This is a genomic window from Cytobacillus spartinae, assembly GCF_042865285.1.
In the GTDB taxonomy this organism is placed as follows: Bacteria; Bacillota; Bacilli; order Bacillales; family Cytobacillaceae; genus Robertmurraya_A; species Robertmurraya_A spartinae.
Genome location: NZ_JBIACK010000009.1, coordinates 173,389 through 198,182, shown reverse-complemented (window position 1 = coordinate 198,182; position 24,794 = coordinate 173,389). Strand labels below are relative to the sequence as shown.

Here is a 24,794-nt window from a genome sequence, read left to right as displayed (position 1 = left end):
CGATAGATCAATTAATAATAGTTTCAAAACCAGTAGTATTTTTTAATACTTCCACTTCAACTGTTTTATCCGTCTTGGTTACCTTCAGAGATAAATATCCTTCGCCGATCATAATGTCATTAACGACTAGTTCATTCATTTCTTCTAACAACATCGGAGAAAGTTGAATTTCTTTTTTCAAGCTGTTAGGGAAAATCCCTAACAAAGTTTGAACAAACACAAGTGGTGTACCCGCAGCCCATGCTTGTGGTGAACAAGCAACTGGATATTTAACAGCTTTCCCTATCGTTGAGCTGTAACCACAGAATAACTCTGGTAGACGATCGTATTCGAAGTGAGCAGAAGAGTGAATTAAGCCTTCCATCACTTGTTTAGCTTCTGAACGATAGCCAAGCTTGCCCATTCCTAGTAAAATCATGCTGTTGTCATGTGGCCAGATGCTTCCATCATGGTAGCTCATTGGATTGTAGCCAGCTTCACCTTCACCCATCGTACGAATTCCATACCCTGAGAACATTTTTGGCGATACCAGCATCTCCGTAACAGCATCGGCACGATCTTTTTCTAGTATTTCAGAAAACAGTACGTGCCCAGGATTGGAAGTGATTGTCCCTACTTGTTGTTTCTTTTCATCTAGAGCAATTGCATAGAACTTTTGATCTTCCATCCAAAAAGCTTCATCAAACTTTTCCTTTAACTGCTGAGCCTGATCTCTAAGGTTAGCAGCAAGTTCTGCTTTTCCTAGTTGATCGTAGATATCAGCCATTCCCATTTTTGCCTGATATACATACCCTTGCACTTCACTTAAGGCAATTGGTGTTTTTGCATAGTCACCGTTTCGATGAACGATTGAATCTCCGGAATCCTTCCAGCCTTGGTTAGCAATACCCTTGCTAGACTCTTGATGATATTCAACGAACAAATCTCCATCTCGATCACCATATTGGTCAATCCAGTTAAGTGCAGCATCAATGTTTGGCTGCAATTCCTTGACTAAGTTAAAGTCCCCTGTCCATCTTACATATTCTGATAATAGAAGTAAGAATAATGGAGTCGCATCAATGGTTCCGTAATAAGGTGTAAATGGGATTTGATTTGTATTCGCTAATTCACCAAAACGAATTTCATGCATGATTTTTCCTGGCTGCTCATCACGCCATGGGTCTACATTTTGACCTTGCTTGCTTGCCATTGTTAAAAGCGTTCCTTTTGCAACGTCCGGCCTGAACGCTAACATTTGAAGTGCTGCAATTAAGCTGTCTCTACCAAACGGAACACCGAACCACGGTAGACCTGCAACTGGGAAATGCCCGTAACCTAAATCTGTTAAAAGAACTCTTAAGTCGTCTATCCCTCTATCGATTAACCTTTGTAGTGGTTGATAATCTGTTTGTACCTTTGTAATATTCGTGTTCCAATCTTGATAAGAATCCTGAAGTTTCTTCATGGCTTCATGAGGAGCTAAAATCGCTGAAGCTTTTTCATCTCCTATTTGAGGTTCAATTACAAAAGTAATTATCTCTTCTTCTAAGTGTTTTAGATTAAAGTGAAATGATACTTCACCCTCTTCTAGAACTTTCTTCTCTTCCTTATCCCAAGTGATCTTTGTTGCACGATCTAGATTGTCAGCACCTTCATAGTTGAATGTCAGGCTTTTGTTTTCAACTGTCTGACCAGTACGGGCACCGATATCACCTGTTTGAAAACCTCTAACAATAAACATGTCAGAAAAATCAACATCAAATCGAATGCTAAAATCGAAATCAACCGGCTTTGGATAGTAGTTTTTTAGCTTTACAGCTTCATACAGGACATGATTATAAATAAATCTTGTTCTCTCAATTTCAACCGATTCTCTCCAAAGAATTAAGTCTCCATCCTTTTCCATGTGAGGATTTGTTAAAAGGATTTTCGCCATGTAATTTTCGTTCGCATCTGATGAAAGTAATATTGGATCCTCACCATTTATCTTGATGTCTAATTTACTTAGGAACCTTGTATCTTTCATATACAAACCAAGCCCATAAGAATGGTTTTCAGGAATATTCCCACTTGCATCTGTTAATAAAAACAGATCATTTTCTTTAATCACTCTGTAATCCATAGGTGCTCCTCCTCAGCTTCCAAAACGTTTCGGATTGTTTCCTTTTTAAAAGCTTCGTTTATGAAGCTTATTAACAAAAGTAGTATTTACTTTTAAAGGAGAAATATTATACTCTTTACCGAAACGTTTCGGAAATTAGGTTAAAAAGAATGGCCACATATGACCATTAATTTTTATTAAATTTCTTTGTTGTTTCTCTTATCTTTAAGTCTGTATCTAGTGTTTTAACATGTGGCTCATCTTTGCCCTCCAGGGTGTGAATAAGCATTTTGGCAGCCTCATAACCCATTTGGAACTTATTTTGAGCTACCGTTGTTAATGGTGGGGAAACATATGAAGCAAGTAGAATATCATCATATCCCACAATTGATAATTGCTCTGGGATTCTAATATTCAATCTCCTCGCAACCTTCATTACACCTAACGCCATTAAATCACTTGCACAAAAAATTGCTGATATTTCAGGATTACTTTCAATCAGTTTTAAAGCTACTTTTTCTGCCGCTTCTTCATTGAAGTCACCGTTAACAACCCAGTCCGGATTGAATTCTATATTAGCAACTTTTAATGCATCTTGATATCCCTTTAGCCTCTCTTGGCTGACAACAGCAAATTCGTGCCCATTGATCATCGCTATATTCTGATGACCTAATCGAATTAAGTGGTCAACAGCTTTTTGAGCGCCTTGTCTATTATTCGTTGTTACATATCCAACCGTTTCAGTCTCAATTGGAATATCTATTAGTACACACGGAATATTACTTTCAACGACTTCTTGAAGGTACGGATCATCTGTTCTAATACCTTGTATGATTGCACCATCCACTCTTCGTTCTTTACACAGCTGAGAATATGTTTTTTCCCTTTGTTTTGTTGAATTTGTGCTAAAGAGAATTAGATCGTAGTCAGAATCGCTAACATACTGATTCACACCAGATAATACCTCAAATGTAAAGTTATCTTTAACGGCACCTTCATTTAGACCTGAAACGAGTAAGCCAATTGTTTTTGATTTATTCATAACAAGGCTTCTAGCAAGAGTATTAGGACTGTAATTAAGTTCCTTTGCCACATCCATAATTTTTTTCCTAGTCGCTTCATTAACGTCTGAATAACCGTTTAGAGCTCTAGAAACAGTTGTTACAGAAACCCCAGCAACCTTCGCAATATCTTTTATGGTAGTCATAGCAAGATTCCTTCCTAATACCCGAAACGTTTCGGATGTCTTATGCTTAAAATATACATCACGTTGAAACCGATTACAACTATTTTTTATTAGAATTTTTTTCTAGCCAACTTGTTTGAATATTATGGCCAATGATTGTTTGTATAGTATGTATCGTTACTGCTTAAAAAATGACTCTATTATAACAAAAAGCAGCATAGAGTGTATGCTGCTCAAATAAAAAAGGGGGTCAAAACAATTTTTTAGGTACATTTTTATCATATAGTATGTTTTCATATTAACAAGATACAGACTGTGACAAAGTTGTGTAATTTCAAAATAAAGAGAACTCAACAAGGAAAATATCCCTTTTTTTGTAACTTTATTTGGCTCTGCTACGCCAAATATTATAGAAACTATAGAAAGAAGGAGATTATATGAAAAGGGTTATATTTACATTCATGTTCTTGTTCAGTTTAGTCCTTTCTGCATGCGGAACTAGTAATCAAGATGTTGCTAATGATCAAGGTGAGACAAATGGTAGTGGTGGCATTGTTGCAGGTGAGGTTGAAACAAGTCTTATCGAGAAAGATTCATTACAATATGAATACCGACTAAAAAACCAAACAGAAGAAGAGATCATTTTAGAATTTCCAACTTCTCAAAGATATGACTATACGATTTCAACGAAAGACGGCACAGAAAAGTACCGATATTCTTCAACAGCAACTTTCATCCAAGTAGAAGAGACAGAAACCTTAAAACAAGGAGACGAATTGATTTACGAGATTAATCTCTCGGATATTCAGCTCGAAAAGGGAGAATATGTACTATCTGTATGGACGACAACAAAAGAGGGAGAAAAATTTAAAGTCGTTACTGACATAAAGTTTGATTCCTCAATAAACTTGAACGAAATCATTAGTACTGACGCTGTATTTAACGGTCAGGCTGATCCTCATACGATTGAGGTAACTATAGATGGTGAGGCCGTTTCGTTACAAACTTTAGAGGTTACAGATGTTGATTTTTCTAAGATTGAAACAGGAGCTAACATATCAATTCAATATTACGCTAACGAACTAGGACAGAATGTGCTAACTTCATTTACAGTTAAATAAGAGGGTGTCAATGGAGCGGAGGAGAGATCCGCTCTATTTCACTCTATAATCACCATTTTTCTTGAGGAATCAAAAATGTAAACCTGTCCATTATTCACCGAAAAAATCGATACTTTACACCTGCTTTAAATCAGTTTATAAGAGATATACAGCGAGGATTTTAATTTAGGGGCAACATACCCCCATAACTCAAAATGGATTCATCATCTTTGAAGTAAAGCACCTAGGAACACTTCTTAACAACAACCGCTATCAGTATGTTTCGTGTCCGGTCTAAATAAGCAGCAAAGTTCTTCAGATAATAAATGATTCACTTCTTTATCATTAAGTTCGTAATAGCTCCAGGTTCCCTTCGTCACCTTCGTTAAAATCTCCGCATCAAGTAAGATTTTCAGATGATACGAAAGCTTAGATTGAGGCATGTCAACAATCTCACTTAAATCACATACGCAAATGCTGCCTCTTTTTACAATTTCATTCATCATTCGTAATCTCTTTTTGTCCGCTAGAGCTTTGAATTTCATTTCATATTTTTCAAACGTTAATTCTATGTTTTGATCCGTGCCATTCTCTACAAGTGGTATCTCCTTCACACCGACTCCACCCTCACTATAAATTCTTATCTATAGTTTAACAACTTTTCTTGATGTTGCAATTATCTGGTCTTCATTGTTTCTCATGTTTCGGGCCGCACTAAAAAACTACGCATTCTCAAAAAGAATGCGCTGATGCTAATTGGTGGATGGTAAATTGTATTGTTTCTTATTATTCTTACTGAAAAAAAATGCTTTAAAACCTACTATTAATCCTATAAAGGTAAACGCAGAACACATAATTGCTACCGTTACATACCCATAACCTGAATAAACGGGCCCCATTACACCAGCACCAATCGTCACCGCTAAATTAGAGGTGAGACTATACAAAGCGAGGATTCTTCCACGGTACCTTTTAGAACTTTCATTTAAAGAAGTACTTAATAAAGTCACAATGAAGCTTTGCAGCACTCCCCAAATAAATAAGATAACTGCTAAAATCGGTAGAATTCTAGCGATATGTGGAATCATGAATAAAATGACGCTAAGAGCTAACATGGAATAAGTAAGAGCTTGTTTTTTATTTATCTTATCTACGAATCTACCGGTAAAGAGTATGGAAGCAAACCCAATTCCATAAATTACGACCACAACTCCTACAAAAGCACTTCCACTTGAAAAGGTTGAACGAAAATAGCTTCCAAAGTAAGAATACATCCCATAAAACCCCAGCATATTACAAAAAGTAATGAAAATTAGACTTGGGACAAAAGGAGTCTGAATAGCAGCCATAAACGATTTTAATAAAGGTTGTCCATGCTCCTTATGCTTAAAAATAACTACCCTTTCCCTTTGGTAAACCTTTTGATCATATCTAATTAATATCATTGCCAAAACACCTAGAACTACAAAGAAAATAAATACCCATCTCCAGCTATACCAATCTCCTATAATCGCTCCAATGGGTACTCCAAACACTAATGATAAGGACCAACTTGAAACGATTATCCCCATAATTTTCCCACGCATCCTTTCAGATGTATGGTCACCTACAAAGGCATACGCCATCGGTATAAATGCCCCTGCAGCTAGACCAGAGAAAAACCTGCCAATGAAAAAAACTAAAATGGACGGTGCAAGAGCACAAATAATCGTCCCAATTATAAATAGACTCATTCCTAATAGTAAAGTAGTAGAACGAGAGGTTCGGTCTTCAAACAAGGCTATGAGAGGAGCACCCAGGATTACCGCTATCCCAAAAACACTTATAGAGTAAGCTATCATATCAACTGTAGAACCAAATGACTCTGCTAAATCTATTAATAACGCAGATATCACTAACTCCTCTGATCCAGATATAAATATGCCAATCACTAGACCTATTACCGCTAGCCATGGTACATGGTGAGACTCACTCTCTACTTTTACAGTATGTAACAAACTACCACCCTTTTTCTATATATTTACTTTTCTCACCATTAATTGTAAGGTTAAAATAAAAACTTTTGCATTTCATTTGAAACCACATAATGATATTCACTTTAGATTTGAAACGTAAAATTAACAGGGGGTTTTAATGTGAAATTAGACCAGGTAGATATTATGATATTGGAGGAGTTAAGAAAAGATTCTCGTCAATCGATGAGAGAGCTCTCTAAAAAGGTTAACTTATCTGCTCCTTCCGTTACAGAACGTGTGCGAAGAATGGAAGATGCGGGAATTATTGAAGGATACTCAATTCGCATTAATCATAGGCATCTTGGATTGGTTATTAGTTGTATCCTCGAAATTACAGTTAAAAATGGAGATTACAAAAGGTTTCAAGAAAAAATTCAGGAGTTCTCAAAAGTAGAGTTCTGCTATCGAATTACGGGTCCCGCTTGTTATATCGCTAAACTTAATGTTTCATCCTTAGAAGAGGTAGAAACCTTCATTAACGAGTTAACAAATGTTGCAGCCACCGTCACCCATGTAATATTTTCAGAAGTTGCATGTGAACACACTCTAGTAAAAATGATAGAAGCATATTAGAAGATAACTTTGTACATAACATCTTGCAAAAAGTGCAAGAAGTAAAGGGAATTTATTTCCTCCATATGCCCTATCAATCTATTCAAAATACTCATTCTCATGTCAAATTTGATAATGTTTTGACTTCTTTTGTCGGATTCATTTCATTTCTATCAATTTTAGATAAAATAATGAAATACAAAACGAGACTGGGTGATAGTAATGGTACTTAGAACAATGATTGAACAGACCAGAAGAGATATGTTTAACATATGTGAAATCGCAGGTCCAACATCCCCTTTAACGGTACAGATTAGTCAAAAACTAGACAACCTTTTAAACCTATATCAACAGAAGTATGGGAAGGATCCTTTCGACATCCATTCCATCAAAAATTTAAAAGTAGACGGAAGTATTATTAATAACATTATACAAGGCTCCCTCCACTACGACTCTTCCTTAGCAAAAACTCTCAATGAGTTTGATCTGCATAAAATGAATCCGAATAAATGGTATCCCATACATCGGATTGAAGAAATTTTTTCTTACTTTGAAGAACATTATAATGATGAGTTGTTTTCATATATTGGGCAGTGGGTACCAGTTAATTGCCAGTTCCCTGACAATATTGATACTTTTGAAAAAAGTTTATTAAAATTAAACGTTGCTTATCATTTAAATCACTCTCATCCTTCTGCTGGATATTATGAGGTTTTTAAAGATGGGCCTAATGAATATACCGTTATATGCAATACACCTTTCTACCCCTATGCTTTTAATTATGGAATCATTAAGGGTCTTGCTCTAAAGTACAATATTCAAGTACAAACAACAATTGTCTCCTACATCAAAGGTGGAGAGTTTAAGGTCATCGTTACGAACTAGTTAGAAAAAGGAGCTACCTATTAAAATTAGGAAGCTCCTTTTTCTATGCAACACGTAATAATGTATGAAGTCTCTTTATACTCCTATTCCTTTTAATGGTACAATGTTGTTTATAATAAAGGCTCTTTTCGTAAACTTTGTTGCTATTTAAATACTTAAAACTGCTTTTAAACGGATTATGGTGCTGTTTTCTTTATACTGGGAAGAAAAGATGCCACGAAGCAGCATGGAATCCGTGTTGGAGACCATAACGAATCGCAACAATCTATGCGAAAACAGCCATAATAACTGACAATATTTCAAAAGAGGGGTGACACCTCCATGAATGAAGAGGTATATGAAATCAATTCTTACGATCAAGTAAAAGCATTAGCACATAAATTACGAAGAAGGATCTTTCAAACATTAGGTGATGGTAGCCCCAGGACTTCACAACAATTAGCCCAAGAATTAGACGAGCCTAGAAATAAAGTTCATTATCATATTCAAGAATTAGTCAAGGTAGGACTGTTAGTACTAGTTGACACCAAATTAAAGGGCAACTTTGAAGAGAAGTACTACCTACCTGTAAGCAATAAATTTATTTACCGTTTGGATAAGGAAATGGACCCATCACACTTCAATACTTCTTATAATATAGATAAAGAACTACTTGAAGAGCAGCAGGAACAGTATTTACGTGCACTTAAAGAGTATTATTCTTCCAAAGATAAAGAACACTTAAAGCCATTTCTATTTAGATTAAAAAAGGACTTAACTAAGGAACAGAAAGATATTCTAAAATCAGAACTAGAAGCTTTTCTTACTAAATGGTATCAACTCGAGGAGAACGACTCAGACACTGACACGGTTTCATGGGAAATCGCCATTAATGTCTTCCCCAATAATTAGCTGTATTTTCAACCTCAACTTTGATTGAGGTTTTTTATTTGATTTTCTTGTCAAAAAAAATTGACAACGGTTATATATAGTTTTAAGATGAAATCAAGATATATATTACGATGATTATTGAGAGGGGATTAATCATGGCTAATTTGAAATTAACTGATACTGATAAGCTTCAAATTTTAAGAAATCTTGTAGAAAAAGTAGAAAAGAATTATGTTTACCCAGAAGTTGCTGAGGAAATTATTAAAAATTTGAATGATTTATCAAATAACCAAGATCTTTTAAATACGCTTGAAGACAACAATGATTACTGTAAGAAAGTTACTGATGTTCTTCAAAGTGTTAATCATGACAAACATCTACGCTTAATCTATAAAGAACATGTTGAGGAAAAACATAATACGGATGAGGACGTAGACTTGTTTGCAGGAGAATGGCGTAAGAATTTCGGGTTTAACAAACTTGAGATTCTCCCTGGCAACATTGGATATATCAATTTAACGGTATTTGACCAACCAAGCTTTGCAGGAAACACTGCTGTTGCTGCTATGAACTTCGTTTCAAACACAAACGGACTTATTCTAGATTTACGGAAGAATGTTGGTGGGGATCCAGATATGGTCAGCTTTTTGATGAGTTATTTTTTAAATGAGTCCGTACACAACACCACTTTTTATAATCGTCCTACTAATAGAGAAGTGCAGTTTTGGACGAGTGACTTTGTACCAGGAAAGAAATATTTAGATAAGCCTGTTTACCTTTTAACCAGTAATTTTACGTTTTCAGCTGCAGAATCATTTGCTTATAATCTAAAGCATTTAAATAAAGCTACCATCGTGGGTGAAACTACAGGTGGTGGAGCAAACCCAGGAACAGGACATAAAATTCATTCCAATTTCTTTGCATTTATTCCATACGGAAGGGCCTATCATCCTGAAACATTAGAAAACTGGGAAGGTGTAGGAGTAGAACCCCATATAAAAGTGGAGAAAACTAAGGCTCTAGATATTGCCTATAAACACTTATTAACTGAATTATTAGAGAAAGATGATTACCTAAACGATCATCTACTTTGTAAAGAAGCGAAAGAGACTATCTTACGACTTGAGGTAGTTACCAATTAGTTTTTAAAGATAGGCTACCATATCTTTACAATACAGGTGGATATCTAATATAATGGAGGAGTTAATTAAATTTTACAGTTAAGGGAGGAAAAGAGTCCGATGAGTATGCCTGTTGTTTTTTGTATTTGACTTAGCTTCTAACGGGATAAGTATGCCCTTTTTTAGCAAAGCCAATCGTAAAACAACAGACAATCAGACCCTTTTCTTATAAAATATTCGGCTTTTATGTTTATTTGCTGTACAAAGAAAAGGGTAAAGTGTATTCACTTTGCTCTTTTTTTATTTGTAAAGTTAAAACAAATCGAACTAAAAGATCTTCTCATCACTATATATTAAATTGATTGATTGATTGTTTGTATGTTTTCTCCCGTTTTTACGATTGGATGAACCAATTTATAAGGAGAATTCATAATGAGTATTGTAAAAGTACAAGATGTTACCCATTACTATGGGGATAAATTAGTTATAAAAAATATTAATTTTAGCTTATTGAATCAGGAACGAGTTGGACTAGTTGGAACAAACGGTTCCGGAAAATCAACTCTTCTAAAGATACTAAATGGCTCAATTCTTCCAGATCAAGGTTCTATTGAATGGTTGCCAAATGTCAAGGTTGGGTATTTGGAGCAACAGATTGATCTACGTGAAGGAATTTCTGTTCGCAACTATCTAAGAAGCGCTTTCGAGCACCTTTATGATGCAGAAGTTGAAATGCTTGAGATTTCTAATCTTATGGGGGACTGCACTGGAGAGGAACTCGAGAGGCTCCTAAAGCGTTTTTCTTCACTTCAACAGCAACTTGATCACGGGAACTTCTACCTTATTGATCCCAAGATTGAAGAAATCGCTGCTGGTTTAGGCATTCATGTGTACGGAATGGACACAGATGTTAGTCTTTTAAGCGGTGGGCAAAGGACGAAGTTACTGTTAGCAAAGCTTCTTTTAGAAGAACCTGAAGTCCTTTTACTAGATGAACCCACAAACTATTTAGACTTTGAGCATATTGAGTGGTTGCGCGAATATTTAAAGTTCTATCCACACTCGTTCATTCTAATTTCACATGATACAGCTTTTATGAATGAAATCGTTAATATCATCTATCATCTGGAACATAAACAGTTAACAAGATATTTAGGAAACTATAATAAATTTATTGAAACGTATGAATTTAGAAAGCAACAAATCTTTCTTGCATATGGTCGGCAACAAGCAGAAATTAAGAAACTTGAGACTTATATTAATAAAAATAAGGTTCGAGCATCTACTTCTAAGCAAGCGAAAGCTCGTGAGAAAAAACTCATGAAGATGGACCGAATTGAAACACCTAATCCACCTCCAAAGCCAAAATTCGCCTTTAACGTATGTGAACGTCCAACAAGCTTAATTGCCGAGTTAAACCAACTAGAGGTTGGATATGAGCAGGCACTTCTTCCCCCGTTGTCCTTCACATTAAAACGGGGTGAGAAGGTTGCAATCATTGGACATAATGGAATTGGAAAATCTACAACATTAAAGACCATTATGGGTGAGCTAAAACCACTAAATGGGAAGGTGTCATTTGGTCAAAATGTTAAACCATCTTATTTCGCTCAAGAGTGGGCTACTTCTTCTGGAGAGACTCCTCTTGAATATATTTGGTCCTTACATGAAACAATGACACAAAAAGAGGTCCGTCAAGCTCTTGCACGTGCAGGGCTAAAGACAGATCATATCTTCCAGCCTCTACATTCATTAAGTGGAGGGGAGCAAACAAGAGTAAGACTTTGCCAACTAATGTTAGAAAAAAGTAACTGGCTTATTTTAGATGAGCCAACGAATCATTTGGATATTCAATCGAAGGAAATATTGGCGAAGGCCCTTGCAGAATATGAAGGAACTGTTGTCGTTGTATCCCATGAACCTGAATTTTATGAGGACTGGGTGACGGATATATGGAATCTAGAAAAATTTAGAGCTTAACAGAACAGGAGCTTTCCGATAAGTCAGTAAGAATGACTTTTAGGAAAGCTCCTCTTCCTTTTATAACTCCTTCACCATTTTTACAATTTCTTTTTCATAGTTTAGATACGTGTAAAAATCTACCGCTCTTTGATTGTTTGCAAATACATTTAAAACGAGCTGTTTATATCCCTTGCTCTTTGTCCATTCCTCAGCTTTTCGCATCAATCCTTTAGCGATTCCTTTCCCTTCTCCTTCTTTCGAAACAACGATGGCTGATATGTACCCCTGAACAACTCCAGTAAAATAATCTGTCGTTTTACAGACATGTAAATATCCAAGTAAAATTCCATCTTCCCCTTCAACCACATAAATATCTGAATCGGCATCGTTATTTTCAACGGCTTCCTTTGCAATTTTCACTTGTGACTCTTGCATTTTTGCTGGTTCCCGCCATCCCATAAATTCAAACTCATTGAAACGTGAGCTAAGTCCAATAATAAACTCCTTGTCACGGTCCTCCATGCTTCTTATCGCGTAAGTTGTTTTCATACTGCTTCCCCTCTATTATTTATTTAATTCCTGCCTTAAAGCAGCTATCGCTTCCATTACTTCCGATAAATGTTCGCCAGTATTCATGTGATTTCTAGCGTGCAATAACACAGGTCTAACCGACTCTATCGACCGACCAAAGTGATACATCCACTCATATCTAGGTACCATCCATGTATGAAAATGATGAGTGGTGTCTTCGTTATAAAAATAATAAACATACTCAATCCCTAATATATCTCTTTGGGCTCGTCTAATTTTTGTAAGGAGATTTATGTAATCTATTTTTTCTCTTTCATCTAATTCATCTAAGCTTGTAATGTGACGCTTTGAAGCTACTATTATAAGACCTCTAATTGGATAAGCCACGTCTTGATGTGCATGAAAATATTCAGTCTCTACCACTACGCCACCATCAGGCTCAATCGCTCCACTCGTTAATGCGCAGCTCAAGCAATCTACTTCTATATTTCTACCATTAGCTAGAGTAATCTTCCTCACATATAACCTCCAAATTTTACTAAATTCAAATTTATTTTATCATCTATAGCCTTTAAAAAGAATAAAAATCCCTAAGCATACGCAAAGGGACATGTGGCTAATTGGATACTTCTGGTTTTATTGAATTTCTTATTTTTACGAGCAAGGTTGAATTTCTATAAAGAGGGTAAGTTAGGGCCGTGATGATTAAAATAAAGCCGGCAATAAGCAAGGCTGTTACAATATTTATTCCACCTAAATATCCACCAATTAGGGTACCAATTACTAAAAATAGATTAAAAAACGAATAAAAAATAGCTGTTCCTCTCCCTCTTATTGACTCGGGCATATGTTGAAGGAAAATCGTACTCGTAGGTACCATCATTAAAGCATTTGTAAGGCCTATTACTAAACTCCATATTATTAATGGTAAAATTACGGAATTTGAAAGAAAGCCTATCTCTGTAATAAGATATACACTTAGAATTGAAAACCCTAGGATACCAATAGAAAAATATAATAGTCGGTAATGGGCCATCTTGCTTAATAACTTCGAGCCTAGTACAGCACCAATCACCGTACCGAAAGCGAAAACTCCTTCCAACACACCAAACTCAATATTAGATACTTCAAACACTTGTAGCATAACAGCCTTGTAGTTTGTCATAAACATTCCAAATGCAATCATGACAGGGATAAGGAACAAAATCATGAAGGTTAAAATTGGTGTTCTAAGCATCTCTACTATTCCCTCAAACAGATTTTTCAGATAGGAATTTGAGCTAGACTGACCCTTATTAGGGTCTATTTTTAAAATGGATAAGCTAAAGATAAGAACTCCCGAAATAAGATAAGTGAATGAATCAATAAAAAATATATTTCTAGGAGATTGGAAGGCTAATAGGAGTCCAGCAATGACTGGTCCACCTAACTTAATGACCGCTAGCGTACTTTGGAATAGGGCAATTCCTTGAGGAATTCGATGCACTCCTACAATGGTTGGGATAGAAGACATCCGTGCTGGCTCGAAAAAAGCTGTTCCAATTCCCTGTAAAAATACTAACATCAAAAGAACTGGGATATTCTCGTGAAAAAAGACCATGGAAAATACAATTAAAAACCTATATAGATCAGAATATACCATTACCGACCGACTTGAATATTTATCAATTAGAGGTCCTATAAATGGCCCTATGACAACGACTGGAAGTAACTGAGCAACAAACACTAGGCTAATCATTAAGGGATTATCGGTGCTTGTTCCCACAAAATAAACAACTGCCGTTAAAGTCATCGCATCACCTAGAAATGACACAACAACGGCTAACCAATACCGGATATACAATTTATCTTTAAGCAACTCAAGCACTTGCCTCGCCTCCTATTTCTAAGGTTATCTGTTGTAATAACTTTAAACCTGAAATAAAATAGTAAAAAGTGAAAACAAACTGATGCCTTTGCATCTTTTATAGGAGGTAATCCCTTGAAACGGATGGAGTATTTAATTTCATTAAGAGAAAGACACAAAAATATCAAACCTTATGAAGAAGTTAGGATTTCTATAAATGAGATCGCAGAAATATTTTGTAGCTCCTTAAGAAACACGAATTATTTGCTAAAGAAACTGAATGAGGAACAGCGAATCACATGGATCCCCGGTAGAGGAAGGGGAAATCTCTCAACCCTTATCTATCACTCATCGTTTAGTGATGTAGTAGACGAATACATAACCCAAATGACCGCCCAAAACAGGGTAGGGGATATCGTTAATTTTGCTAACTCCAGCACCCTCTCCGAAGAAGATCAAAAACTTTTATTTCAGTCTCTCTATGAACATCTCGGTCCTAGATTTGAACATTCTCACACTGGTACAAAAAGCATCTTAAGAATTATTCTCCCACAAGAAATTCATTCACTTGATCCTTTAGATACCATTCTTTATTCTGAGGCCCATCTAGTGAACCAACTATTTAATACTTTGGTTTCATACAATAGTCAACTAAAGCAAATCGAGCCCTGTATAGCCTATGCTTGGAAAAAGAAACAAAATGGGAGACAATGGACCTTTTACTTAAGAAAAAATGTAAGATTTCATAACGGGGATACTGTAACTGCAAGTGAAGTACAGTTTTCAATAAATCGAATTTTAAGAGAAGGACTTCATTCTGCAATCTATCCACTATTAACAGATATTCAAGAAGTAGAAGTGATTGATGATTTTACCATCACATTGCGTTTAAAGAGAGAAAATTTATTTTTCCCAAGAATTTTGTCATCGTTTCACTGTTCCATCATTCATCCATCCCATTCCCATGTCCCAATTGGAACAGGTCCGTTTATGGTAAAGGCGTTTAATAAAGATTTTATACGTATGCATGCGTTTGAGGATTATTTTCGGGAAAGAGCACTAATTGACCAACTTGATATATGGATGAATAAAAAAGGACATACATTGCCAAATCAATATACAGCCCTAAATACTCCTGAGAAAGACTCTACCTCAGTTACACTTGACTATCAGTTGTTAGGAAGTAGATTTTTGGCCTTTAACCAAAATAAAAGTGGTTATCAGCACGATCTTAACTTTAGATTAGCTATAAATGAAATCATGAATCCTGTTAAAATGATAAAGGAGCTCGGTGGAAATAGAAGTCTTGCTGCCACAAGCTTTTTGCCTAGCATAAGTAGAGATTCTAAATTCTATGACTCTTCTGTTGAAAAAGCAAGAGAGTATTTATTAAGAAGTGGTTATAAAGGAGAAACCATTCATTTATACTATTTTAATTTAAATGAAGGTTATGAAAGTGCTGAGTGGTTAAAAAAACAAGGGAAAAAGATTGGTCTAAACATAGAGCTTAGTCCGATTAACTACGATACAAATGAGTCTGTTCTTAATGGGGACATTTTTCTTTTATCCGTCATTCTTGATCAGGATGTTGAATTAAGCTTATTAACTATTTACAAAAGTGAAAACTCATTTTTAAGAAAGTTTCTAGATAAGACTACTCAAAAAAAGGTAGATTTGGAGCTAGAGGTATTTCAAATGCTGGAGACTCCAGAGGAGAGAATGGTTCACTTACAAAGAATTGAAGACATGTTGAAAGATAATATACTCGTTCAATTCCTCTATCACGCAACGAATAAATTAAGCTATCACCCATATCTAAAAGGGCTAGAAATTAACTCCTTAGGACTTCCAGATTATCATCATCTATGGATTGATCCAGAGGATAAGATGGTGCATGTGAGCACGAGCTAGGGGAAAATGAGACACTATCCATTTAGAGGATGTAAGGGGGTGTCCGGATCTGTTAGAAAAATTCTGACTTTATCATAAGAGGGGTGCTCCTGTTTGAAGTTCCCCCTTCTTCTGACTCTACTACTCTATTTGGGGATGCTCCTGTCCGAAGTCCGCCCTTCTTCTGACTCTGCCACATTATTTGGGGATGCTCCTGTCCGAAGTCCGCCCTTCTTCTGACTCTGCCACACTATTTGGGGATGCTCCTGTCTGAAGTCCGCCCTTCTTCTGACTCTGCCACACTATTTTGGGATGCCCCTGTCCGAAGTTCCCCCTTCTTCTGACTCTACTACTCTATTTGGGGATGCTCCTGTCTGAAGTTCCCCCTTCTTCTGACTCTACTACTCTATTTGGGGATGCTCCTGTCCGAAGTCCGCCCTTCTTCTGACTCTGCCACACTATTTTGGGATGCCCCTGTCCGAAGTTCCCCCTTCTTCTGACTCTACTACTCTATTTGGGGATGCTCCTGTCTGAAGTTCCCCCTTCTTCTGACTCTACTACTCTATTTTGGGATGCCCCTGTCCGAAGTTCCCCCTTCTTCTGACTCTACCACACCCATTTGGGGTTTCTCTTGTCCGAAGCCCGCCCTTCTTCTGACTCTGCCACACTATTTGGGGATGCTCCTGTCTGAAGTCCGCCCTTCTTCTGACTCTGCCACACTATTTGGGGATGCTCCTGTCTGAAGTCCGCCCTTCTTCTGACTCTGCCACACTATTTTAGGCTACTTCTGTCCGAAGTTCCCCCTACCCATGAATCTCCTAAACTATTTACTGCCGCTCATGCCCTCAAATGATAGAAAACTAAAAATTAGACACTACTAAGTATATAGCCGTCCCCCACACGATCAGGGCGGACAATTTATTCATATATAAAATCCAATTACCCGATTCGTTGAATGATCGAACTAACTTACCAGCTAGTGCTAGCCCAAGGAACCACAACCAGGATACTACAATCGTAGCAATGGTAAACATCCATTTCTCGTTATCTTCATAATTTAATGAACTAGTCCCAATCACGCCTACTATATCTAAAATGGCATGAGGATTGAGCAATGATACAGATGCTGCAAACATCACCTGCTTCTTTGGTGAAAAACTTGTATCATCTGTCTTAATAGATCCTGGTTTTGTTTTCCATAATGACCAGCCCATATATAATAGAAAAAATACACCAACGACAATAAGTGTTGTTTTTAACCATGTAAAAGAAAACACGACAATAGAGACACCTAATACAGCCAATAAAATCATGAGTGAATCGCATATAGAAGCCGTTAGTACTACTGGCAAAGCTCTAATAAAGGATGGCTGTGTTGCTCCTTGATTAAAAACAAAAACATTTTGTACTCCTAGGGGGAGTATTAACCCAAACGCCAATATTATTCCATGAATAAATGCTTCCAACATAACCTTTCCTCCTGAAACAGTGTATATCCATCTTACATCCAATTAAGGAATATGTCTCCAACCAAATGGATGGGATTTGCACCAACCAATTAGTATAATAGTTTTATAAGTTATAGATTAGTAAAAAAAGGGGAGAGCACGATGCGTGCAACACAAGAGATTCTTTCGGTCTGGAATGGGTTCAATAAATTTCCTATGGAGACACTTACGAAAGCGTGGTACTATCCTAGAGCTAATGGCAACAAACAAAGGGACATCACTTTAATGAAAGAGCATTATGAAGCTTACGGAATTACAGGAAACTGCTTTGATTTGGCTCTATGGCTACTTCATGAATTTAAAAGCAACGGCATACACGCATATCCTATTGGTCACCATTTAAACACAGAAAAAGCACATGTAGCGATTATTGCAGTTAATGAAGAAGGCAATCGATACTTCTGTGATTTGGGAGATCAGTGGTTACAGCCTATATTAATTGATTCAAATAGTGAAAACTTTACTGAAGACATATTAAGTGGCTTTTTTCCCGCAGCCGACATACAGGTAAAATCTCACGGAAACCACATTGATATTTCCTATCACCGACCGAATGGAAAGATATCCAGGCAACTATTTGAAGCGAATGAGATTGGAATGGAATCATTTTTAGAAGCTGCTGAAATTTCACAGAGTATAATTAAACCTAAACCTCTTCTTGAATGCCGAATCCCCTTTAAAAATGAAATCGCTCATTGGGAGTTTTATGATTGGAAAGCTTTTTTAAGTACAACTGAAGGCATTATTTATGAGCCTAGTATTGATTCTATTGAGGAATGGATTGAACTCCTTAACGAGAAGACTGGCTATAATAAACAATTTTTATTTGAGGCATTAGAAGCATACAAACAAATTTCTCAAAAATAGCAAAAACAGCTTAAAGCCACCTAAGCTTTAAGCTGTTTTATTTTTCACTGTACCTATACTGTAAACGCTTTATTCTTACTTAGCTGACTTTACATTTACAGGTGAAGTTGGTATTAACAATTTTGCACGCTTATTATTTGTAGCAATAATATAAACTGCTGCAAATGCGATTGCTACCGCGATAAATGAACCAATATTGAAGATTCCTTTTTGAGAATACCAAACAATTGAATAACCGACAGCACCAGATAATAGGGCGTAATAAGTGAATGGGAAAAGTGTCTTACGAATAACAGCACCCTCTTTACCTACTAAACCTACTACCGCAGAAGCTGCAACTACGTTATGAACACAGATCATGTTACCCGCTGCTCCACCAACTGCTTGAAGAGCTACGATCCAAGTTGCGTCAACACCAATTTGCGCTCCTACATCATATTGGAATAAGGCAAACATCATGTTACTAACTGTGTTACTTCCAGCTATAAATGCCCCAATCCCTCCGATAAATGTAGCAAAAATCGGCCAATATTCTCCTGCTAATGCTGCTACTCCGTTCGCTAGCTCGATTGGCATACGATCATACCCAGCAGCACCACCGCCTGTATTTAAGAATACTTGAACCATAGGTACTGTAAATACTAGAGCAGTTGAAGCCGCTATCATTGTTTTTGCTGACTGACCCCACGCACGTTTGTATGCGTTTGCATTCATACCGTGAGCGAAATATGTTATTAGAGAAACTACGATAAAGATTGTACCTGGTAAGTATAACGGTTGAAAGCTTGACGTAATTCCAGAGCCAAAGATATTTTCAAACTTAACAGTCCAAGATTGAAGCCAACCCATAATAGGAAGCGTTTTCAGTCTTGTTAATACTAAGAAAACCCCAACCAAGATATATGGTAACCATGCTTTGAACATACTCATGCTACCGCTTTTATGTGCAATATCTTTAATTTCTAGCTTACCAATCCACTCAGGATCCCATTTTGATTTTTCTTCAAAATCCCATGCTTCTTCTTTAGGAGGCATAAGGAATCCTTTTTTCGCTGCCGTCACAACAATTGCTAAACCAACTAATCCACCAATCATAGATGGGAATTCAGGTCCTAGAACATTTGCCACAATTACGTATGGAATTGTCATAGCAAATGCTGCAAATAAAGCGAACTTCCAAACTTTAATTCCCTCAGTAAAAGATTTATTTTTACCAAAGAATCTAGTCATTAATGCTACAACAAATAGAGGAACAAGCGTACCAGCAATCATATGAAGGATAGACACTTTACCACCAATAGCTGTAACCAAAGTTAAAAAGTCGTTAGTAATGCTTGTATCAGCAGAAAGTCCTGATTGAACCCCTACAAGGATAGGTGTACCAACAGCACCGAATGAAACTGGTGTACTTTGAATAACCATTCCTGCGATAACGGCTGCCATTGCAGGAAACCCAAGTCCTACTAATAACGGAACTGCTACCGCAGCAGGTGTTCCGAATCCTGCAGAACCCTCAATGAATGAACCAAATAACCAAGCAATAATGATAACTTGAATTCGACGATCGGGTGAAATATCGATAAAACCTTGGCGAATCGTCTTGATTCCACCACTTTCTTGTAGCGTATTTAAAAGTAAAATCGCTCCGAAAATGATGTACAACAATGTTCCAGCTGTAACAAGTCCGTTAATAGAAGCAGCTGCAACATTTGCTCCTGGTACCTTCCATACGAATAATGCAAGCCCTACTGCTACTAGGTAAGAAATAGGCATTGCTTTACTAGCAGGCCAACGTAAGCCAACTAAGAAGACACCAACTGCAATGATGGGTAAAAGAGATAAAAGTGCCAAAACTCCAGTGCTCATAAGAATGTTTCCTCCTTTTGTTTGATAATACAAAACGATAATTGCATTTGTTGCGAATTAAGAAACATTGTTATATAACGATAATAAAAATGTTATATAACAGAGAACCAATCTAAACCTAATTATACAAATATTTCTTTGAATAGCAATAATTTTTTGAAAATTATAAACAAAAAAATTTGTCCGAAAAATTTCATTTCTGAAATGATTCGAACAAATTTTATATTGGTTTATTTAGGCTGTTTTCACATAGATTGTTGCTATACTTATATGGTTTCCAACACGGAGTCTATGCTGTTTCGTGACATCTTTTCTTCTAAAATAAAGAAAACAGCACCATAATTCGTTCAAAAGCAGTTTTAAAGTATTTAAATAGCACAAAGTACGAAAAGGGCCTTTATTTAAGGAAACCGAGCCTTGCGGAAATGTCTGCTCCTGTTTTTAACATTCTAAGTTTTAAATGTTCTAGTCTATCATCAGTCATTCTCATTGTTGGACCTGATATACTCACTGCGGCCACTACTTTTCCAAGATGATCAAAAATAGGTACCGCCACGCACGTAATCCCGTATTCATTTTCTTCTAAGTCAAGAGCATAGCCTTTTTGTTTAACATGAATAAGTTCTTGAAGGAACTCATCCTTACTTGTGATAGTTTTGTCTGTATGCATCGGCATTCCTTTGCGATCAAGAATATCTACAACTGTAATAGTGGGAAGATATGCAAGGATTGCTTTTCCAACTGAAGTACAGTGCATCGGTGCTCTTTTGCCAACTTTCGAATGCATACGTAAGGTTTCATTACCTTCTAGTTTTTCGATATAGACCACTTCTCCTTGGTCATACACAACTAGATGAATTACTTCATTTGTTTCATTTTCTAGCTCCTGCAAAAAGGGTTTTGCCTCTGTTCTCAGATCTATTGACTCAAGAAGCTTTGAGCTAATCTCTAAAAATTTATATCCTAGCTTGTACCTACCCGTTTCATTGTCCTGTTCAATATAACCATACTGAGCAAGAGTTGAAAGGATTCGATAAACAGAGCTCTTATTTATATCTATCTGTTTCGAAATTTCCGTAACACCTAGTCCGCCTTTTTTCGAACCAACTAGAGTAATGATATCTAGTGCACGGCTTACGGATTTCACCATATTTTCTCTCTCCAAATCCCTCACCTCTAGTGCAAAAAAACTTTATTTCTACATGCCATACAATCATACTGTCCTGTTAATTCGTTTTTACGCTTTCCTTCACAGATACAAATGTATTCTTTAGTGAGCCAATCTCTTTAATTTCACACTCGATGATGTCACCTGCACCGACAAACTCAGCTCCTACAGGGCTTCCAGTTAGAATTACATCACCTGGTTTTAATGTCATAACTTGTGTTAGATAAGAAATCATTCTTCTAATAGGTACAATCATTAAATCTGTTCCACTATCCTGCTTTTGAACACCATTTAATTTTGCTTCAACACGAACTTTAAAAGGATCTAATTCCGTTTCAATTACTGGACCTAATGGAGTAAAGGTATCGAATGATTTACCGATTGTCCAATGTCCATCTTGGTGGAAAAAGCGCGGTGCAGTTACATCATTTCCTACTGTATATCCAAACACATAGTCTAATACATCTTCTTCAGCAACATTTTTTGCTTCTTTTCCGATTACAATAGCTAATTCTGACTCAAACTTAACCTGCTCTGTTCCTTTTGGAATCACAATATTTTCTTCCGGTCCAATTACAGACGATGTTGGCTTGAAGAAAAACACAGGGATTTCAGGAAGTTCGTTAGGAAGATCTTCAACTTTGGAAACGTAATTAGCTCCAATCCCTATGATTTGGTTTGGTTGTAAAGGTGCTTCTAATTTTACATCGCTTTGATTAAATACTTGTCCTGTATAGTCCCACTCGGTGTACATATTACCGCTGATTTCTTTAATTTGGTTCCCATCAAGTACACCTGTTAATAAAGTGGAATTTGCATTAAATCGAACAAATTTCATGATTTTATCTCCTCTCAAAAATCCACATAATTGGAAGGCTAATTTATAACGGGGCATTCAACAATTAGAATGCCCCGGGTGTTAAACCGTCAGATTACTTATTTACAGCAACCTTTGCTTTATATTCAATACGGCGACGGTGTAGAATTGGCTCTGTATATCCACTTGGCTGGTCATACCCCTTAAACACTAACTCGCATGCCGCTTGGAAAGCTACAGAGTTATCGTAGTCATCAGCCATTGGGCTGTAAACGGCATCTCCTGCATTTTGCTCATCAACAACTTTAGCCATACGCTTTAACGTTTCTAAGACTTGTTCTTCGGAAACTACTCCATGGTGTAACCAGTTTGCCATGTGCTGGCTAGAAATTCTTAATGTTGCGCGGTCTTCCATAAGTCCAACATTATTAATATCTGGAACTTTAGAACAACCGATCCCTTGCTCTACCCAACGAACCACATATCCTAGAATCCCTTGAGCATTGTTATCTAACTCTTGTTGAATCTCCTCTTTGCTCCATTGAGGGTTCGATTCTACAGGAATGGATAGAATATCATCTCTTAAGTCTGTAACACCTTTAAGAAGCTCGTTTTGAACATCCTTTACACTAACTTGATGATAATGCAGAGCATGTAGAGTAGCAGCTGTTGGAGATGGTACCCATGCAGTATTCGCACCAGCTTGAAGGTGACCAACCTTTTGTTTAATCATTTCAGCCATCATATCTGGCATCGCCCACATCCCTTTACCGATTTGAGCGTGACCTTGGAAGCCTACTGAAAGCCCAACATTTACATTTGATTTTTCATATCCTTGTAGCCATGTTGATCCCTTCATATCATTCTTACGAATCATTGGCCCTGCTTCCATAGACGTGTGCATTTCATCCCCAGTTCTATCTAAGAAACCAGTGTTAATGAACACAACTCTTTCTTTCACTTTACTAATACAAGCTTTAAGGTTAAGGGATGTACGGCGTTCTTCATCCATTACACCGATTTTAAGTGTATTTCTTTCTAGGCCAAGTAAATCTTCAACCCTATTAAATAATTCATTTGCAAAAGCAACTTCTTCAGAACCGTGCATTTTCGGTTTTACGATATACACAGACCCCTTTGCTGAGTTTTGGTATGGACCATTTCCTAGAAGTGAATGTTTAGCTAGTAAACTTGTTAACACCGTATCCATGATTCCCTCAGGAATTTCTTGACCATTATGATCTAACACTGCATTCGTAGTCATTAAGTGTCCTACATTACGTACAAACATTAACGAACGTCCACGTAATGTTAATTCCTCACCAGTTGCTCCAGTATATTTGCGATCTGGGTTCATGCTTCTTGTAACCGTTTTATCGCCTTTTTTGAAAGTTGCAGCTAGATCACCCTTCATTAGACCTAACCAATTGCGGTACACAAGCACTTTATCTTCTGCATCTACAGCGGCAACAGAGTCTTCACAATCCATGATTGTAGTTAATGCCGATTCCATTAAAACGTCCTTTACGCCAGCTTGATCCGTCTTACCGATTGGTGAATTCGGATCAATTTGAATTTCAAAATGAAGACCATTGTTTTTTAATAGAACAGTAGATGGATCTTCTGCTTGACCTTGATAGCCAACAAATTTTTCTTCATCTTGAAGACCAGTTGTCTCACCAGTTGCTAATGTAACAGCAAGTTTCCCAGAAACCACTTCGTATTTAACTGCATCCTTATGAGAGCCAGCTGCTAAAGGTGCTGCTTGATCAAGAAAATCTCTAGCGAATGATATAACCTTTTGCCCACGAACAGGATTGTAACCACCTTCGCGATGTGCGCCATCTTCCTCATTAATTGCATCTGTCCCATAAAGAGCATCATATAGGCTTCCCCAACGTGCATTAGCAGCGTTCAAAGCATAACGAGCATTATCAACTGGAACTACTAATTGTGGACCAGCTACTAGCGCCACCTCATCGTCTACATTTTCGGTAGTAACTTTATAGTCTTCAACTTCAGACTCCAAGTAGCCAATTTCACCAAGGAATGATTTATAAGCTTCGAAATCAAATTGCTTATTTTCTTTATGCCAAGCATGGATCTTATCTTGAATCTCATCACGACGAGCTAATAACTCTTTATTTCTTGGTGCTAAATCAAGAATAAGCGCCTCAAAATTGCTCCAGAATTGCTCTTGCTCCACTCCACTACCCGGAAGCGCTTCTGAATTAATAAAATTGTACAGTTCAGATGCCACTTGAAGATTACCAGATTTTACATAGTCTTTCATTAACTATTCCTCCCTGAAATTCTAGTTAATTGGTGTTTACGTCATAATATAAAATCAACCTATGTTTAAGTTGTTTGCTATTACGCAACACCGTTCCAAACTTTCTTTATAAAAATGATACCATGAAATTGACTTGTTCTTCAATCAATTTTCAGTAAATTTCAATTATTTTGTTCTGCTAAGACTACAGAAAATGGAACATAGCTCGCTACATTTCCTGTAGTAATTTTTATA

20 protein-coding genes are annotated in these 24,794 nt (G+C 36.8%); 8 read left to right on the top strand and 12 right to left on the bottom strand.

The features are described 5' to 3' along the window. Positions 1-7: 7 nt before the first annotated feature. Together ACFYKX_RS17730 and ACFYKX_RS17725 are read right to left on the bottom strand one after the other, a co-directional pair. A complete protein-coding gene (locus ACFYKX_RS17730; RefSeq protein ID WP_389362408.1) occupies positions 8-2,104 on the bottom strand; it encodes an amylo-alpha-1,6-glucosidase in 2,097 nt (698 codons plus the stop codon). A gap of 166 nt (positions 2,105-2,270) precedes the next feature. Next, on the bottom strand, positions 2,271-3,290 hold the full coding sequence (locus tag ACFYKX_RS17725) for a LacI family DNA-binding transcriptional regulator (RefSeq protein WP_389362407.1): 1,020 nt from the start codon (positions 3,288-3,290) through the stop codon (positions 2,271-2,273). Between the two features lie 416 nt (positions 3,291-3,706). Here ACFYKX_RS17725 and ACFYKX_RS17720 point away from each other — a divergent pair, with 416 nt between their 5' ends. Continuing rightward, positions 3,707-4,390 (top strand): BsuPI-related putative proteinase inhibitor, encoded by a 684-nt coding sequence (locus tag ACFYKX_RS17720; RefSeq protein WP_389362406.1) that lies wholly within the window; start codon positions 3,707-3,709, stop codon positions 4,388-4,390. Positions 4,391-4,626: 236 nt separating this feature from the next. On the opposite strand, the gene ACFYKX_RS17715 is transcribed toward ACFYKX_RS17720, so the two are convergent. After that, the gene (locus ACFYKX_RS17715; protein WP_389362405.1) at positions 4,627-4,983 is read right to left on the bottom strand and encodes an ArsR/SmtB family transcription factor; all 357 of its coding nucleotides are present in this window, start codon (positions 4,981-4,983) and stop codon (positions 4,627-4,629) included. Positions 4,984-5,121: 138 nt separating this feature from the next. Next, a complete protein-coding gene (locus tag ACFYKX_RS17710; RefSeq protein WP_389362404.1) occupies positions 5,122-6,366 on the bottom strand; it encodes an MFS transporter in 1,245 nt (414 codons plus the stop codon). A 138-nt stretch (positions 6,367-6,504) separates the two neighbouring features. Here ACFYKX_RS17710 and ACFYKX_RS17705 point away from each other — a divergent pair, with 138 nt between their 5' ends. From ACFYKX_RS17705 to abc-f, 5 genes are all read left to right on the top strand, one after another. Beyond that, positions 6,505-6,957 carry an Lrp/AsnC family transcriptional regulator gene (locus tag ACFYKX_RS17705; RefSeq protein WP_389362403.1) on the top strand — a complete coding sequence of 151 codons (453 nt, stop codon included), beginning with the start codon at positions 6,505-6,507 and terminating at the stop codon, positions 6,955-6,957. A gap of 201 nt (positions 6,958-7,158) precedes the next feature. Then, entirely contained in the window at positions 7,159-7,821 is a 663-nt protein-coding gene (locus ACFYKX_RS17700) for a Spo0E family sporulation regulatory protein-aspartic acid phosphatase (RefSeq protein WP_389362402.1), read from the top strand. A 321-nt stretch (positions 7,822-8,142) separates the two neighbouring features. Beyond that, positions 8,143-8,712: a winged helix-turn-helix domain-containing protein gene (locus ACFYKX_RS17695; protein WP_389362401.1), complete on the top strand. Its 570-nt coding sequence runs from the start codon at positions 8,143-8,145 to the stop codon at positions 8,710-8,712. A gap of 134 nt (positions 8,713-8,846) precedes the next feature. Next, positions 8,847-9,833, top strand: a complete 987-nt coding sequence (locus tag ACFYKX_RS17690) for a S41 family peptidase (protein ID WP_389362400.1) — start codon at positions 8,847-8,849, stop codon at positions 9,831-9,833. A gap of 411 nt (positions 9,834-10,244) precedes the next feature. Next, positions 10,245-11,792: a ribosomal protection-like ABC-F family protein gene (gene abc-f / locus ACFYKX_RS17685; RefSeq protein ID WP_389362399.1), complete on the top strand. Its 1,548-nt coding sequence runs from the start codon at positions 10,245-10,247 to the stop codon at positions 11,790-11,792. A 60-nt stretch (positions 11,793-11,852) separates the two neighbouring features. Here abc-f and ACFYKX_RS17680 read toward each other — a convergent pair whose 3' ends face one another. The 3 genes from ACFYKX_RS17680 to ACFYKX_RS17670 form a co-directional block, all read right to left on the bottom strand. Further along, positions 11,853-12,323, bottom strand: a complete 471-nt coding sequence (locus ACFYKX_RS17680; protein WP_389362398.1) for a GNAT family N-acetyltransferase — start codon at positions 12,321-12,323, stop codon at positions 11,853-11,855. Positions 12,324-12,338: 15 nt separating this feature from the next. Further along, positions 12,339-12,824 (bottom strand): HIT family protein, encoded by a 486-nt coding sequence (locus ACFYKX_RS17675; protein ID WP_389362397.1) that lies wholly within the window; start codon positions 12,822-12,824, stop codon positions 12,339-12,341. 97 nt (positions 12,825-12,921) lie between these two features. After that, positions 12,922-14,172, bottom strand: coding sequence for an MFS transporter (locus tag ACFYKX_RS17670; protein ID WP_389362396.1), 1,251 nt, complete (start codon positions 14,170-14,172; stop codon positions 12,922-12,924). 123 nt (positions 14,173-14,295) lie between these two features. Between ACFYKX_RS17670 and ACFYKX_RS17665 the strand changes: the two genes are divergently transcribed. Beyond that, entirely contained in the window at positions 14,296-16,062 is a 1,767-nt protein-coding gene (locus ACFYKX_RS17665; protein ID WP_389362424.1) for an ABC transporter substrate-binding protein, read from the top strand. A gap of 839 nt (positions 16,063-16,901) precedes the next feature. On the opposite strand, the gene ACFYKX_RS17660 is transcribed toward ACFYKX_RS17665, so the two are convergent. Beyond that, on the bottom strand, positions 16,902-17,510 hold the full coding sequence (locus tag ACFYKX_RS17660) for a LysE/ArgO family amino acid transporter (protein ID WP_389362395.1): 609 nt from the start codon (positions 17,508-17,510) through the stop codon (positions 16,902-16,904). Positions 17,511-17,651: 141 nt separating this feature from the next. Here ACFYKX_RS17660 and ACFYKX_RS17655 point away from each other — a divergent pair, with 141 nt between their 5' ends. Continuing rightward, a complete protein-coding gene (locus ACFYKX_RS17655; RefSeq protein ID WP_389362394.1) occupies positions 17,652-18,416 on the top strand; it encodes a hypothetical protein in 765 nt (254 codons plus the stop codon). Between the two features lie 75 nt (positions 18,417-18,491). Here the strand turns inward: ACFYKX_RS17655 and ACFYKX_RS17650 are convergent, their stop codons facing one another. From ACFYKX_RS17650 to ACFYKX_RS17635, 4 genes are all read right to left on the bottom strand, one after another. Continuing rightward, positions 18,492-20,282, bottom strand: a complete 1,791-nt coding sequence (locus ACFYKX_RS17650) for an L-lactate permease (protein WP_389362393.1) — start codon at positions 20,280-20,282, stop codon at positions 18,492-18,494. Between the two features lie 397 nt (positions 20,283-20,679). Next, positions 20,680-21,447: an IclR family transcriptional regulator gene (locus ACFYKX_RS17645; RefSeq protein ID WP_389362392.1), complete on the bottom strand. Its 768-nt coding sequence runs from the start codon at positions 21,445-21,447 to the stop codon at positions 20,680-20,682. Positions 21,448-21,508: 61 nt separating this feature from the next. Then, complete coding sequence (locus tag ACFYKX_RS17640; protein ID WP_389362391.1) at positions 21,509-22,288, bottom strand: fumarylacetoacetate hydrolase family protein; 780 nt, start codon at positions 22,286-22,288, stop codon at positions 21,509-21,511. Between the two features lie 94 nt (positions 22,289-22,382). Beyond that, positions 22,383-24,560, bottom strand: a complete 2,178-nt coding sequence (locus ACFYKX_RS17635; protein ID WP_389362390.1) for a malate synthase G — start codon at positions 24,558-24,560, stop codon at positions 22,383-22,385. Positions 24,561-24,794: the final 234 nt, after the last annotated feature.